Here is a 14,085-nt window from a genome sequence, read left to right on the forward strand (position 1 = left end):
ACCGTCTCAATTCCAGGATGCTTTGCGCTTTTCAAGGAACGCTGAGAGTCCCTCGCGTGCTTCGGGACGGGCGCGAACGTCAGCGATCAACGCCGCGGTTTCAGACATCAACGCTTCGTCAATCGGCCGGCCGGCGATATCGCCTGCAAGCTTTTTGGCAATCGCCCGTGCCCCTGGTGCGGCAGATTTCAACTGCTTCAGCAGCTTGGCGATCCGCTCGTCCAATTCGTCCGGCGCGACAACCTCGTGCAGCAAGCCGATCCGCTTGGCCTCCTGAGCATCGAAGACCTCGGCGGTCTGGAAATAACGTCGCGCTGTGCGTTCGCCGATCGCGCGCAGCACGTAGGGACTGATCATACCGGGCACGATCCCGAGCCTCACCTCGGACAGGCAGAACGTAGCTTCCGAAGATCCGATCGCGATATCGCAGGCTGCGACTACCCCGACGCCGCCGCCGTAGATCGGCCCTTGAACCCGGCCGATGGTCGTTTGCGGCATTCGGTCCAGCGCTGCGAGCATGCGCACCAACGGCATGGCGTCGGCAATGTTTTCCTCGCGGCTGTAGGACGCTGCCTTCCGCATCCAGTTGATGTCAGCCCCGGCGCACAAGCTCTTCCCTTCACCGGACAGAACAACAGTTGCGATCGATGCATCCGTTGCGATCGTCTCGAAGGTCAGGCGCAGCGCTTCGATCAGCTCTTCATTGAGAGCGTTGTTGAGTTCCGGACGATTGAGGGTGACGCGTGCCACACCTTGATCGCGCTCGATACGGACAAGATTGGTCATCGTTGCGGCCTGCATTACATTCTGAACACGCCGAACTTCGTCGGCTCGGACGGCGCATTGGCCGCGGCGGACAATCCAAGACCCAGCACCAGGCGCGTGTCGGCAGGATCAATCACACCATCGTCCCACAACCGCGCCGTGGCGTAGTACGGATGCCCCTGGGTCTCGTATTGCTCGCGAATAGGTGCACGGAAGTGCTCCTCTTCCTGCACCGACCATGAGCCGCCCTTGGCCTCGATATTGTCGCGACGCAGCTGACTGAGCACCATGGCGGCCTGCTCGCCGCCCATCACGGAAATGCGCGCATTCGGCCACATCCACAAAAAGCGCGGGCTATAGGCGCGGCCGCACATGCCGTAATTGCCGGCGCCATAGGAGCCGCCGATCACCACCGTAAACTTGGGCACCGATGCAGTCGCGACCGCCGTCACGAGCTTCGCGCCGTCGCGGGCGATGCCGCCGGCCTCATACTTCTTGCCGACCATGAAGCCGGTGATGTTCTGCAGGAACAGCAGCGGGATATTCCGCTGGCAGCACAGCTCGATGAAGTGTGCGCCCTTCAGCGAGCTTTCGCTGAATAAGATGCCGTTGTTGGCGATGATCCCGACCGGATAACCCCAGATGTGCGCGAAGCCGCAGACCAGGGTCTGACCGTAGAGCTTCTTGAACTCCTCGAACTCGGAGCCATCAACGATGCGCGCGATGATCTCGCGAATATCGAACGGCTTGCGGGCATCGGCGGGCACGACACCGTAGATATCCTCGCGATCAAACAACGGTTCGCGTGGCTTCCTTAGCCCAGTCGCCGATGACTGTGCGGGATTGAGATTGCCGACAATGCGCCGGGCAATGCCGATGGCGTGGCTATCGTTTTGGGCATAGTGATCGGTGACGCCGGATTGGCGGCTGTGCACATCGGCGCCGCCGAGTTCTTCCGCGCTGACAACCTCGCCCGTTGCCGCCTTCACCAGCGGCGGACCGCCCAGGAAGATCGTGCCCTGATTACGCACGATGATGCTCTCATCGGACATTGCAGGCACATAGGCGCCACCAGCCGTGCACGAGCCCATGACGATCGCGATCTGCGGGATGCCCTGCGCCGACATCTGCGCCTGGTTGTAGAAGATGCGGCCGAAGTGTTTTTCGTCCGGGAAAATATCGTCCTGCTGCGGCAGAAAGGCGCCACCGGAGTCCACCATGTAGATACATGGCAGATTGTTCTGCCGCGCCACGTCCTGTGCGCGCAGATGCTTCTTCACCGTCATCGGATAATACGTGCCGCCGGTGATCGTGGCATCGTTGGCGACGATGACGCACTCGCGGCCTGACACCCGGCCGATACCGGTGACGATGCTCGCAGAGTGCACGTCGCCGCCGTAGAGGCCATAGGCCGCGAGCGGCGACAGCTCGAGAAACGCGGTGCCAGGATCGATCAGCAGGTCAACACGTTCACGCGCCAGCATTTTGCCGCGGGCTGTGTGCTTGGCCCTCGCCGCCTCTCCGCCACCTCCTGCCACCTGGGACAGCTTGCTGCGTAAGTCCGCAACCAATGCCCGCATGGCATCAGCATTTCGAGTAAAATCAGATGACTTCGGATCGATGCCGGAACGAAGAGCCATGGCCTCCCGCCGCTTGCTTTTTTAGTTTGTTGTTTGCCGCACCCGCGTGTCGGAACGGCCAAGCCACAAGGTGTCATTGCAAGGCCACCAAGTGCAACATCAACTTTTTATTGAACTATAATTACGCGCGCAGCTGCCATGCGGAGGCATAAAGCGTCCGCGTACAACGGCTGACGACACAAAGAACCAGTGGCTTCCCGGCAGGCTCGGACCGGAGGTCCCGAGTCAGTGCGTGCGAGTTAGTGTGTCCAAGGCTCAGGCCGGCGGAAGGCGAAATTGTCCGCATAGGCCTTCACGCGGAGACCCATCTCCTTGGCCTCCAACACCTGGTACGCGATGCCTTCCCTCTCGCAATAAGCGATCGCTTCTTCCTTGGTGTGGAAGCGGAGGGTCACCTGCTGCTTCATATCGCCCGAACTGGTCCAGCCCATCAGCGGCTCGATGACACGGGGCTGCTCGGGCTCATAATCGAGCTGCCAAGCCTTGGTCTTCGCGGCACCGGACTGCATGGCATTCTTGGCCGGCTTGAAGATTCGCGCTGTCATAGAGTTACCAGTCCCTGAGCCGAGAGTTCTGATGTAGGTAAATAGATAAAGTTGATCCGATTCAAGCCGCTATCAAGATCCTGCGCGCAGCCTCGAACCAGACTTACCAGCTTCAGAATCTGGTATAATCTGTTCGAAACGCTGTGACAATCGCAGCCCAGCCGGGCCGGATTGGAGATTGCGGCGGGGTCGACCGAATTGGCGAGACGGCTTCCACCCATGGACATTCAGGCAACCCTTCCCGAAAAAGGCCGCGATCTCCGGCTCGATTTCTTTCGCGGTATCGCGAACTGGTGGATATTCCTCGACCACATTCCGAACAACGTCATCAATTGGGCGACCCCGCGAAACTATGGGTTTAGCGACGCCGCCGATCTCTTCGTCTTTATTTCGGGATACACAGCATCGTTCGTCTATGCGCGTCTGATGCTCGATCGCGGATTCGTCGTGGGCTCGACGCGGCTGTGGAAGCGCGTCTGGCAGCTCTATGTCGCTCACGTTCTTCTCTTCGTCATCTATATCGCGGCGATCGGCTGGGTCGCCCTGCGCTATAACGACCCCGACATTATCAACGAATTCAATGTCGCCGGTCTGGTCGACAATCCCATCCAAACCCTGACACAGGGCCTCATTCTCCGCTTCAAACCCGTCAATCTGGACGTGCTTCCGCTCTACATCATCCTGATGGGCTTTTTCCCGCCGGTGCTCTGGATGATGCTACGCAAGCCCGATCTCACCATGCTGGGCTCGCTGGCCCTCTACTTTGCCGCGCGCCAATTCGGATGGAATTTCTCCGCGTACCCAACGGGAAGCTGGTACTTTAACCCGTATACATGGCAATTGTTGTTCGTCTTCGGCGCCTGGTTTGCGCTCGGCGGCGCACGGGAATCGCAGTCGGTCATCAAGTCGAAATGGCTGCTAATAGCGGGCACTCTTTATCTTTTGTTCGCCCTCGTGATGACGATGGCAGGCCGCTTTGAAGCATTCGGCGAAATGTTCCCGAAGTGGCTGTATGATGCCTTCAATCCCAACGACAAGACGTTCCTTGCGCCCTATCGCGTGCTCCACTTCGTCATCATCGCGTTCTTTGTCACGCGATTCGTGCACAAGGACTGGAAGGGACTGGAGTGGAAGATCTTTGATCCGCTGATCAAATGCGGCCAGCAATCGCTCCAGGTCTTCTGCGTCGGCATTTTCCTGTCATTCGTAGCCCACTTCATTCTGCTGCTGAGCTGGGGTTCCTTCTGGGCCCAACTCGGTGTCAGCCTTGGTGGCATCGCCATCCTGACAGCGGTCGCCTATTACGGGAACTGGTCGAAGAAGCAGGACAAGCCAACAGCCAAGCCTATGCCACCAAAGGGACAGGCCGCTCAGCCATCCCCGGCTGCAGGGTCATAGGAGCCGTTGGCGAGGAATATTTGGACGCGGATGAAGAACTCGGCAGCGCCGAACAAGGTTCGATTCCGCTAAGGAGCGCTATCCCAAATGGGATCCATAGCGCGCCAACGCCCACCCAAAGCATGGGATGAGCGACGCCCTCTATATCGTTGATATTTATTGGAAATTTGGTCGGGGCAGGAGGATTCGAACCTCCGACCTGCAGTACCCAAAACTGCCGCGCTACCAGGCTACGCTATACCCCGTAAGGACCCAGTCGATACACGCTTCGCGCCGCCGCAGCAAGGCGAATGAGGCGTCTAAGAGCGTGTAATCCACTCTCATGCCATGGCGACGTTAACAACAAGATCTACCGCCAATAGCTCCTTTTACTTAGTGCCGAACAGCGGATGGCCGACGCGGTCGCCCGGCGCAATCCCGAGCTTCTTGGCGGTTCCGCCAGCTACTTCGATCACGCCCTTCACCAAGCCGCCCGAGGGAATGATTTTCTCGGAATGGGGTTCGGTATTCTCGGCGATCCGCAGGATGCGCCCATCAGCTCGAACGAAGATCATATCGAGCGGAATGATGGTGTTCTTCATCCACATCGATACCTGCTGCTCGGGGGAAAAATCGAACAGCATGCCGCGGCCTTCGGGCAGCTCCTTGCGATACATCAGTCCCGTCGCCCGCTCCTGCTCGGTCTTCGCGATCTCAACGGTAAAGACCTGAACCCCGGACTTGGTCACGATTTCGAGCGGCTGAAACTCGGCCGCGCGAGCGCCGGTGGCAACCATCACAGCCACAAAGCACGCGAGGAGCGCACCCGTGCACTGGCGAACGACGCCATACGAAGCCATCGATGTGAGGAAATTTAAACGCAGTGCCATGCTCAACCGTCCGGATGCTCGAGTTCGGCATCCTATAGCGCGCCGATCATGGCAAAGACCAGATACCGGGCCGCACCGGAGGTTGAGATCACGGGAATTTGGTCACCTCTGACGCAGATCGACCTGCGTCAGAGCAGAAGTGCTAGGGCCATTTAGTGCGACGACAGGCCCGGCGCACCATTCTCAGGCTGGATCTCAGCAGCCATCATACCCTTGGAGCCTGGTCCGAACCGAACAAGCACATACTGACCAGGACGCAGCTCGGTCATCCCGTAGCGGCGCAGGGTTTCCATGTGCACGAAGATATCGGGTGTGCCTTCCCCGCAGGTCAGGAAGCCGAAGCCACGCAGCCGGTTGAACCACTTGACCTGAGCGCGCTCGAGACCGCTCGTCGCAGTGACGGTCACATGGGTCCGTGCCGGCAGCATCTGGGCAGGATGGATCGCAGTCGACTCATCCATCGAGACGATACGGAAGGCCTGATAGCCCTTCTGCCGTTGAGTGCACTCGCACACGATGCGGGCGCCCTCATAGGCGGTCTGGTAGCCATCGCGCCGAAGCACCGTCACGTGCAGCAACACATCCGGCCAACCATTGTCCGGAACGATGAACCCATACCCCTTCGAGGCGTCGAACCATTTAATGACGCCTGAAATCTCGACGAGATTGACCGCGGCAGCATCCGCCGCGGCAAAAGTATCTGTGCCTAAATTCCGCTCTATTGGTGCGGATCTATCGTTCGAAGCGAATCCGCTTGAACCTGCTATCCTCTTGGACTCAAATCCGTCCGACCCCATGACCCCGGACCCCAACCAATCTGCGGTCAATCACTTCAAGTGATGACTTGCGATCCGCGTTGCTCATCGTGAGGCTTCAAGATGACGCACGCGAATCTCTTAACGCAACGATAACACTCCGGGACGAGCCGGAAAGACAAAAAACAGACTCAAAGCTAGCTATGAACAGCTTGCGCGGGTGCGAATCAATTTCCCACAAATGGCGCGAGCGTTTCGCCGATGTCGTATCGGATCACAAGATCAGCAATCTCATCTTGTTCCGTCTGTTCATTGTTGATGATCACAAGTTTCGCGCCACTGTTGCGCGCGAGCATCGGAAAGCCGGCCGCCGGCCAGACGACAAGCGACGATCCAATAGCCAGGAAAAGATCGCAATGCTGCGCAAGTTCCGCTGCGCGCTGCATCTCGTCTTCCGGCATCGCTTGACCGAACGAGATCGTGGCGGTTTTCACGTGATCCCCACATGCCGTACATGAGGGCGCCTCGCCTGCCTCATCGAAGCCCGCCTTCACCCATGCAATCTCATATCGCTGCTGACAACCGATGCAGCGTGCATAGGTGGTATTGCCATGCAGTTCGATCACATGATCAGGTGCAAATCCTGAAGTCTGATGCAAGTTGTCGATGTTCTGCGTTACGATCGCGGGGATCTTTCCCGCCTTGTAAAGCGATGCCAAGGCGCGATGGCCGCGCCCCGGCTTCGCGGCCGCGAAACTTGGCTCCATCGCAAAACGGCGGCGCCAGGACTCGTCACGGGCGTCCTGGCTCGCAAGAAACTCATCAAACGGTATGGGACGGTTGCGGGTCCACAGCCCACCCGGAGACCGAAAATCAGGAATGCCGCACTCAGTTGAAATGCCGGCCCCGGTAAACGGCACGATCGTCTTTGCTTCAGCGATCAGATCGCCAAGCATTTCAATTCCATTGCGAAGATCGGATGCAATCATTGGCGGACCTTCCACTTCCGATCGCGCTTGAGCATAAGCCACCTAACAAAAAGGGGGCTCAAAGCCCCCTAATAAACGATGCCACACGATGATGGGCAAGCGCTCGAATGCGATTACGCGGCCTTGATGGCCTGAGGCTGAGGTTGGGGCTTCAAGGCTTCTTTCACATCCTTGAGGTCCTTCGCCTCTTTCTTCGGAGCCGGTGCCTTCGCCATCTTACCGAATGCAGAAAGCCTTTCCATCTCAGCGACAAGCTCGCGCTGACGAGTGGCGACCTTCTCGGCGAGCTTTTCAGTGGCCTGGTCACGCAGCTGCGCCAAGTCTTCAATCGACATCGAGTCCAGATCTACTTTTTGCATGGTCTTCTCCATTGAGTGCAATGGACGTACCAAGAACATTTTGGACCCGCTAGGCGGCGGATTCTCTTATCCACTGTCATCCGGACAATTCCAGATGAACTGAAACGTCGCACTGGAACCGTCCGGGACCGATCACGTTGTCAGGCATGCCTTACGCGCTATTCTCGAACGACGAAAAAATCAGCAAAGCCTTCCCGACCGAACATGAGGTTTGGAAACACGCCGACGAAGCCGGATTGGTGATCGACGTGCATTCTGATGACGTTAAAGAACAGTCGAAACGCGTTCTTGATCAGGATTACACGATCAAGCCTTGCGAAGCCGATGCCCCGCCGGAGTCTATCCCTGCGCCGCGCGCCAAAGAAAGCGTCAGCAGCCGGTAAATCTCGGATCGCGGCCGTCGTGTAATTGTCGAAGATACGCCAAGCCACATATCGCAAGGCGATGGGCGTCTGTTTCGCCCGCGGAAGACAACATCTCAATGTAGGTCGTCAAACTCGCTCTGGATTGTTCAAGCCCCTCGTAATTCAAGCTGCGTATCATCCCGAAGGTATCCATCACACGATTGACGACTTCTTCCACTGGTTGTCTCCAACTTCCACTGAACGTCGGAGATTACAATCGCAACGCAGCATGGCAGTTCCTAGGCAAACAAGAATTTATAGTGCACGAAAATTCATCGCTTCTATGCGCGCGACGATGACGACACTTTTAGCGAAATATCTCTCTGCTTAGACCGGCATTTTCTGAGCGCCGCAGCTATCGACAAACAGAATGCAAGCAATGTCACACCAGCATTCAGTGCATGAGAGAATTCTCTCTTGCTTTAGTGACTGCTGACGGCGCCCCAATGGCGACACTGGACTTTCAACATTGGCGAGCGCCGGTCCCAGCCCCCTGGCCCTGGCGCGGCACTTCATCCATCGGAAATGGGTCGAAAGCATTCGCCCACAGAACCCTGCCCCTTGTCGCATTTTGCTGCTATTGATGGCCTCGCCATTCTGGGAGCCGCCCGGCCCCCGCAAACGTTCTCAAGGGATAAGAAACATGCGTTATCTCCACACCATGTTGCGCGTTCGCAACCTCGACGTTGCCCTGAAATTTTACAGCGATGCGCTCGGTTTGAAGGAAGTGCGCCGAACCGAAAGCGAAAAAGGACGCTTTACTCTGCTGTTTCTTTGCGCGTCAGAAGACGAAGCGCTGCTGAAGCAAGTCAAGGGACGCGGTGCGCCGCTTGTCGAACTGACCTACAACTGGGATGAAGAGACTTATGGCGAGGATCGCTACTTCGGTCACCTCGCCTACGAGGTCGACGACATCTACGCGACGTGCGACCGCCTGATGAAGCTTGGCATCACCATCAATCGCCCGCCCCGCGATGGCCAGATGGCGTTCATTCGTTCGCCCGACCTGCACTCCATCGAGCTTCTGCAGAAAGGCGACGCGCTGCCTCCGCAGGAGCCGTGGTCTTCGATGCCGAACACCGGCCATTGGTGATCAGTTTCGCTTACATCGCCTTGTAATAGGCTTGGCGAAACCAGCAGACAAAAAGCCCCGCAGATGCGGGGCTTTTTAGTTTTCGATATCGAGAGCAAGCCGTTTGAAGCCTATGGCCTCCTGCAATCCGCCGTGGCTTCGAGAAGCTTCACGAGTTTGTTGCCTGCGGCCTTGAGAACGCACATCTCGACCTGTTTGCCTGCGGGCACGGGCTTCGCACAGGTGATGAGCGGATTGTCGTCATAGACGGGCGTCGAGAACTTGCAGGTTACCATGCACGAGGCTTTATAGTTCAGCGTGTTGGTCACGAGAACACTCGCTGAAAGCTCTCCGGGCAAGATCGTGCAGATCACAGGGACCGGCTCGGCATGGAGACCTGAGACGAAGGTCAAAAATGATATAGCGACGAGAATGAAAATCTTGCTGAACATATCCCGCATCACGGCCTGATCGAATGGCGTCGTACACTATCAACGACCGAACGTCACGACGAGCGGCTTCGCGAGGAGCGATGCCCTCCTCTCCCATCAAACGATTGCAAATATCCGCGATCTCTGTTGGAAGTGTGATCGGATGCAGGACAAGCCGCCGTGAACAACGTCTTTAACGCATTTCTACTGGTCTATGCAGCGCTCTTTCCGATCGTGAATCCGGTGGGCAGCGCGCCACTGTTCTTGCGCATGACGCGCGAACGAAGCGAGGCAGACCGGGCCACGCTCGCCTATGGCGTGGCGCAATACAGCTTCTTCCTCCTGCTTGGCTCACTGTTCATCGGCTCGCATGTTCTGGAGTTTTTTGGCATCACGCTGCCCGTGGTGCGGATCGCCGGCGGGCTCGTGGTGGCGGCATTCGGATGGCAATTGCTGCACACTGTGGAAGGCACTGCGGAGGAGCGCGAAAAGCGCAATTCGCAATCGAGCCCGCAGATCGATGCATTCTATCCGCTCACCATGCCGCTCACGGTCGGCCCTGGTTCGATCTCGGTTGCCGTCACCCTCGGCAGTCAGCGGCCTGCCGGTGCTGCGGCCGATCTCACCCAATTGGCAATTTTAGGTGGTGCGGCTGTCGCCGGTCTTGCTGCAATCGCTCTGACGATTTTCGTCTGCTATCGCTTCGCCGATCGGGTTGTCTCAGTACTTGGCGCCCGAGGGACCGACGTCCTTATGCGGCTGTCGGCGTTTATTCTCTTCTGCATCGGCATCCAGATCATCTGGAATGGGTGCAGTGCACTGTTCGCGCGACTGGCATGATCCTTACCGAAATCCCGCTATTTTCGGTACAAAATCAAATGTTTGGAACATCTGATTAAGGACGAGTTCCACATCACACCATTGGTGCATTGAACCGGAAGGCGATATTCGCTAGCTCTTTAAGGTACGCGGACCCTGACGGACCGCACATGCCAAGGTCCGCCTTTCATGCACGGCTTGAAGTTGGGTTCGAGGATTGGTTCGGCACTGACAGCGCCTTTGGTGGCGCTCGTGCTGGGTGGCATGACATCCGCAGCATTGACCGTCGCGGCACACGCGCAGCAGCCTGTTGTGCTGGCGAGTGCAGACAAGCCGTCAACCGATGATCTCAATGCGATTTTTAAGAGCCAACCCTGTCTACTGACCAAGGCGTTGACACAGTTTGACGCGCCGATCACCCGCACCGCGAAGCGACTCAACGACCACGAGCCCGTGACGATCGTTGCCGTGGGATCGTCGTCCACCGGTGGCGCCGGTGCGAGCTCACCAGCGTTTTCTTATCCAAGCAGGCTCGAACGGGAGCTTCGCTTGAAATATCCGGACTCGCCGATCACTGTCGTCAACCGCGGCATCAATGGCGAGGATGCTGCGGACATGATGGCGCGGCTGGATGATGTTCTCGCGCCGAAGCCCGATCTGGTGATCTGGCAGCTCGGCACCAACACCGTGCTTCGCGACGGCAGCATTCCCGCAACCAGCGACACCCTGCAGTCGGGCATCGCCCGCATCAAGGCAACCGGCGCTGACGTCTTGCTGATCGATCCGCAGTTCGCCCCCAGCGTCAACGCGAAGCCTGCTGTCAACGATATGGTTGGAATGATCGGCCTTGTTGCCAAGCAGACCCACGTGCCGGTGTTCAGGCGTTACGTGGCCATGCGGCATTGGCACGAGGATCAGGCCATCCCGTTCGACAAATTCATCATCGCTGATGGCCTGCACATGAACGACTGGGGCTATTCCTGCCTCGCTCGCCTGTTGGCTGATAATATCGGCACCGCCATAGCCCGATCCCGTACCGTGGCGGGCGTCAAAGCCCAGCAGTAACGGGCGTTTAAGCGCAACCCACAGTTCACGCTCATTGGCGCGTCAGAGCGCTTGCCGCTGCCGCGAAAGGTCATTATACGTTGCCCCGCGTTGACCCGCTGACTCGGGCTAACGAAGTTCCAAAATCGATCCAAGCTATTGATTTTGGTATGCTATTTTACCGATCCAGGTGAAAAGGCAGAGGTTTTGCGCATTTTGCGCGGGCCGACTGTAGCTTTTCGCTCCCTTCGTCTATCGGTTAGGACGCCACCCTTTCACGGTGGAGAGAGCGGTTCGATTCCGCTAGGGAGCGCCACAAAGCGCGTGGAAGATTTCGCTCGCCGAAGCTGTAGACCAATCAATCCCTCTCACTTCCCCTTGAGACCACCGGCGTGACGATTGATCACCGGCCGTGTCTCCTATCTCGTTAGTCGATATTTTTATCGACCAACAAGTACGGAGCGTCTCATGATCCTCTATTACGCGCCCGGTGGTTGTAGCCTGGCTGACCACATCGCACTGATCGAGACGGGCCTTCCCTACAAGCTCGTTCGAATCCATCGCGACAAACGGACCGAAGATGGGCGCGACTTCACGACGATCAACCCAAAGGGTTACCTGCCCGCGCTGGAACTCGACGACGGGAATGTCCTGACCGAAAACCTCGCCATTCTTGTCTACATCGCCCACCAAGCAGGTGCGCTGCTCCCCGAAGACGGTCTCGGCCGTTGGCGCGCGCTTGAAGCCACTTCTTTCATGACCACCGAATTCCACACCAACTTCAGGCCATTCTTCCACCATGACGCGACCCAGGCGGAAAAGGACAAGGCACGACAGCTGCTGGTCAAGCATTTCACCACGATTGCCGATCAGCTCGGCAACAAGCCCTTCTTAGTGGGCGATCGAATGACGATCGCGGATCCATACCTTTTCGTAATGCTGATGTGGGCCAGCAACAATAAAATCGAAGTACCGAAGCGGCTCAGCGACTATTTCGCGCGGATGAAGACGATTCCCTCTGTCGCCAGGGCGCTTGCAAATGAAGGGCTTGGCTGAGACTGAACGCTCGGCAAACCGCGGGAGGAGTATGAGGGAGCGGCATCCTTTACCCCCCTTCCTGCTTGAGCCTTATTTACTGACTAAGGCACAGTCTTGCGACGCGTGCTGCCTCGCCCGCGCAATACAGGAGACTGCCATGGCCCGCCGGCTGATCGATATTTCCGTCCCTCTGCAAAACGATGTGCCGGCTGATCCCCCAGGCAACCATCCGGCCATCGAGTACATCGACCATCAACAGGGATTGGTGCCTATCTTGGGATTCTTTAAAGGCCTGAAGAAAGAGGACCTTCCCGATGGCCAGGGCTGGGCTGTCGAAAAGGTCAATCTCTCGACCCATAACGGCACCCACCTCGATGCCCCTTACCATTTCCATCCCACGATGAATCACGGCGAGCGCGCCTGGACCATCGACGAAGTGCCTCTGGAATGGTGCTTCCAGCCCGGCGTCAAACTCGATTTCCGTCACCTGCCCGATGGCTATGTCGTCACCGCAGCGGACGTTGAAGGCGAATTGAAGCGCATTGGACACACTCTGAAGCCGCTGGAGATCGTCGTCGTCAACACCAGCGCCGGCGCGAAGTATGGCCGGCCAGACTACGTCGCGTCCGGCTGCGGCATCGGCTACGAGGCGACCATGTATCTGCTCGAACGCGGCGTGCGGTTGACCGGGACTGACGGCTGGAGCTGGGACGCCCCCTTCATTCACACCGCAAAGAAGTATGCCGAGACCGGAGACGCCAGCCTGATCTGGGAGGGTCATAAGGCAGGCCGCCATATCGGCTACTGCCACCTCGAAAAATTGCACAACCTCGAGCAGCTGCCCTCGACCGGATTCACGGTGTCCTGCTTCCCGGTCAAAATCGAACGGGCATCCGCCGGCTGGACGCGGGCCGTGGCGATCCTGAATGAGTAATCGATGAGGCGCGGTCTTACGCTTCAAGCGTTGTCAGATTAAGCTTCATTACCGATGCCGCTAGTGGAGAGGATTTGACATTCGTTACCCACCCGGTCGCGGGCTCGTCAAGCGAATGTCAAATCCAAAACTCCACTAGTGTGGCGTCTCGCAATTGCCGACGTCACTTGCAGCTCGTCTCTTTTCGGCAATTGCGAGACAGAAGCCACACTAGCACTTTGATTTTGCTAGTGTCCTTTCGTCTCCGAATAACCGTGCGAGCGCGCCGCAAATAGGTCGGTTATTCGGAGACGGGACACTAGAAACTTATATCTGCTAGTGGTCCTTTGATTCTAACATTCGCAGGAGAGGCCCGCTGAAACGGGATGCGAATGTTAGAATCGGACCACGGCCAGATGGAGAACGTCGATGACCATGCCTCAGGATTATCGCCCGTCTTCAGTCGCAGATGCAGGACGCCGTGAAGACCCACTGGAAGGGCTTCCTGATCGAGGGGATCGTCCTTGTGATCCTTGGTCTTGCAGCGATTGCCATTCCACAGCTTGCGAGTATCGCAGTCGCCATCTTCCTTGGATGGATGTTTCTGATCAGCGGCGCGCTCGGATTGTATCTAACATTCTCGGCGCGCGAGATGCCCGGCTTCTGGTGGGCTCTGGTGTCAGCCGTGCTGGCGATCGCCGCCGGGCTTATCCTTGTGGTTAAGCCCATCGCAGGGACACTGACGTTGACCATCGTTCTTGGCGCATACTTCCTTGCGGAAGGCGTCGCGACGATCATGTATGCGCTCGACCACAAGAACAAATTGTCCGGAAGGTGGGGCTGGCTTCTGGCGGCAGGCATCCTGGATATGTTGGTTGCTGCCGCGATCGTCACTGGCCTGCCAGGATCAGCGGCTTGGGCGATCGGACTGCTGGTCGGGATCAACCTCGTCTTCGGCGGCACATCCCTGATCGGGATGGCGCTCGCCGCGCGAAATAGTTGAGGTCCATGAGTGGTTGGCGCGAGTGAGATCTCGCGCCGATC

16 protein-coding genes and 2 tRNA genes are annotated in these 14,085 nt (G+C 57.8%); 9 read left to right on the forward strand and 9 right to left on the reverse strand.

What is annotated here, in order from left to right; translation table 11 throughout:
* Positions 1-6: 6 nt before the first annotated feature.
* From ACZ5C3_RS16380 to ACZ5C3_RS16390, 3 genes are all read right to left on the reverse strand, one after another.
* The gene (locus tag ACZ5C3_RS16380) at positions 7-786 is read right to left on the reverse strand and encodes an enoyl-CoA hydratase/isomerase family protein (RefSeq protein ID WP_464031307.1); all 780 of its coding nucleotides are present in this window, start codon (positions 784-786) and stop codon (positions 7-9) included.
* Between the two features lie 14 nt (positions 787-800).
* A complete protein-coding gene (locus ACZ5C3_RS16385) occupies positions 801-2,405 on the reverse strand; it encodes a carboxyl transferase domain-containing protein (protein ID WP_464044158.1) in 1,605 nt (534 codons plus the stop codon).
* A gap of 239 nt (positions 2,406-2,644) precedes the next feature.
* Positions 2,645-2,950: an ETC complex I subunit gene (locus ACZ5C3_RS16390; RefSeq protein ID WP_464031311.1), complete on the reverse strand. Its 306-nt coding sequence runs from the start codon at positions 2,948-2,950 to the stop codon at positions 2,645-2,647.
* 219 nt (positions 2,951-3,169) lie between these two features.
* Here ACZ5C3_RS16390 and ACZ5C3_RS16395 point away from each other — a divergent pair, with 219 nt between their 5' ends.
* Positions 3,170-4,348, forward strand: coding sequence for an OpgC domain-containing protein (locus ACZ5C3_RS16395; RefSeq protein ID WP_464044159.1), 1,179 nt, complete (start codon positions 3,170-3,172; stop codon positions 4,346-4,348).
* Positions 4,349-4,516: 168 nt separating this feature from the next.
* Here ACZ5C3_RS16395 and ACZ5C3_RS16400 read toward each other — a convergent pair.
* The 5 genes from ACZ5C3_RS16400 to ACZ5C3_RS16420 all read right to left on the reverse strand — a co-directional run bounded on the left by ACZ5C3_RS16400 (position 4,517) and on the right by ACZ5C3_RS16420 (position 7,320).
* Positions 4,517-4,593, reverse strand: a tRNA-Pro gene (locus tag ACZ5C3_RS16400).
* Between the two features lie 123 nt (positions 4,594-4,716).
* The gene (locus ACZ5C3_RS16405) at positions 4,717-5,124 is read right to left on the reverse strand and encodes a DUF192 domain-containing protein (RefSeq protein ID WP_464038355.1); all 408 of its coding nucleotides are present in this window, start codon (positions 5,122-5,124) and stop codon (positions 4,717-4,719) included.
* A gap of 245 nt (positions 5,125-5,369) precedes the next feature.
* Positions 5,370-6,014 carry a cold-shock protein gene (locus ACZ5C3_RS16410; RefSeq protein ID WP_464044160.1) on the reverse strand — a complete coding sequence of 215 codons (645 nt, stop codon included), beginning with the start codon at positions 6,012-6,014 and terminating at the stop codon, positions 5,370-5,372.
* A 185-nt stretch (positions 6,015-6,199) separates the two neighbouring features.
* A complete protein-coding gene (locus ACZ5C3_RS16415) occupies positions 6,200-6,961 on the reverse strand; it encodes an SIR2 family NAD-dependent protein deacylase (protein WP_464031313.1) in 762 nt (253 codons plus the stop codon).
* A gap of 113 nt (positions 6,962-7,074) precedes the next feature.
* Entirely contained in the window at positions 7,075-7,320 is a 246-nt protein-coding gene (locus ACZ5C3_RS16420; RefSeq protein WP_464031314.1) for a hypothetical protein, read from the reverse strand.
* A 146-nt stretch (positions 7,321-7,466) separates the two neighbouring features.
* On the opposite strand from ACZ5C3_RS16420, the gene ACZ5C3_RS16425 reads away from it, so the two are divergent.
* The gene (locus ACZ5C3_RS16425; RefSeq protein ID WP_464038356.1) at positions 7,467-7,703 is read left to right on the forward strand and encodes a hypothetical protein; all 237 of its coding nucleotides are present in this window, start codon (positions 7,467-7,469) and stop codon (positions 7,701-7,703) included.
* A 664-nt stretch (positions 7,704-8,367) separates the two neighbouring features.
* On the forward strand, positions 8,368-8,817 hold the full coding sequence (locus tag ACZ5C3_RS16430; protein ID WP_464031316.1) for a VOC family protein: 450 nt from the start codon (positions 8,368-8,370) through the stop codon (positions 8,815-8,817).
* 110 nt (positions 8,818-8,927) lie between these two features.
* Here the strand turns inward: ACZ5C3_RS16430 and ACZ5C3_RS16435 are convergent, their stop codons facing one another.
* Complete coding sequence (locus ACZ5C3_RS16435) at positions 8,928-9,248, reverse strand: hypothetical protein (RefSeq protein WP_464031318.1); 321 nt, start codon at positions 9,246-9,248, stop codon at positions 8,928-8,930.
* Positions 9,249-9,407: 159 nt separating this feature from the next.
* On the opposite strand from ACZ5C3_RS16435, the gene ACZ5C3_RS16440 reads away from it, so the two are divergent.
* The 6 genes from ACZ5C3_RS16440 to ACZ5C3_RS16465 all read left to right on the forward strand — a co-directional run bounded on the left by ACZ5C3_RS16440 (position 9,408) and on the right by ACZ5C3_RS16465 (position 14,044).
* Positions 9,408-10,067: a MarC family protein gene (locus ACZ5C3_RS16440; protein ID WP_464031320.1), complete on the forward strand. Its 660-nt coding sequence runs from the start codon at positions 9,408-9,410 to the stop codon at positions 10,065-10,067.
* 168 nt (positions 10,068-10,235) lie between these two features.
* The gene (locus tag ACZ5C3_RS16445) at positions 10,236-11,111 is read left to right on the forward strand and encodes an SGNH/GDSL hydrolase family protein (RefSeq protein WP_464031322.1); all 876 of its coding nucleotides are present in this window, start codon (positions 10,236-10,238) and stop codon (positions 11,109-11,111) included.
* A 220-nt stretch (positions 11,112-11,331) separates the two neighbouring features.
* Positions 11,332-11,406 (forward strand) — tRNA-Glu (locus ACZ5C3_RS16450).
* Positions 11,407-11,558: 152 nt separating this feature from the next.
* The gene (locus tag ACZ5C3_RS16455) at positions 11,559-12,146 is read left to right on the forward strand and encodes a glutathione S-transferase N-terminal domain-containing protein (protein ID WP_464031324.1); all 588 of its coding nucleotides are present in this window, start codon (positions 11,559-11,561) and stop codon (positions 12,144-12,146) included.
* A 139-nt stretch (positions 12,147-12,285) separates the two neighbouring features.
* A complete protein-coding gene (locus tag ACZ5C3_RS16460) occupies positions 12,286-13,062 on the forward strand; it encodes a cyclase family protein (protein ID WP_464031326.1) in 777 nt (258 codons plus the stop codon).
* Positions 13,063-13,510: 448 nt separating this feature from the next.
* On the forward strand, positions 13,511-14,044 hold the full coding sequence (locus tag ACZ5C3_RS16465; protein ID WP_464031328.1) for an HdeD family acid-resistance protein: 534 nt from the start codon (positions 13,511-13,513) through the stop codon (positions 14,042-14,044).
* Positions 14,045-14,085 lie beyond the last annotated feature (41 nt).

The sequence above is a fragment of the Afipia dichlorophenoxyacetatis genome, from assembly GCF_055386385.1.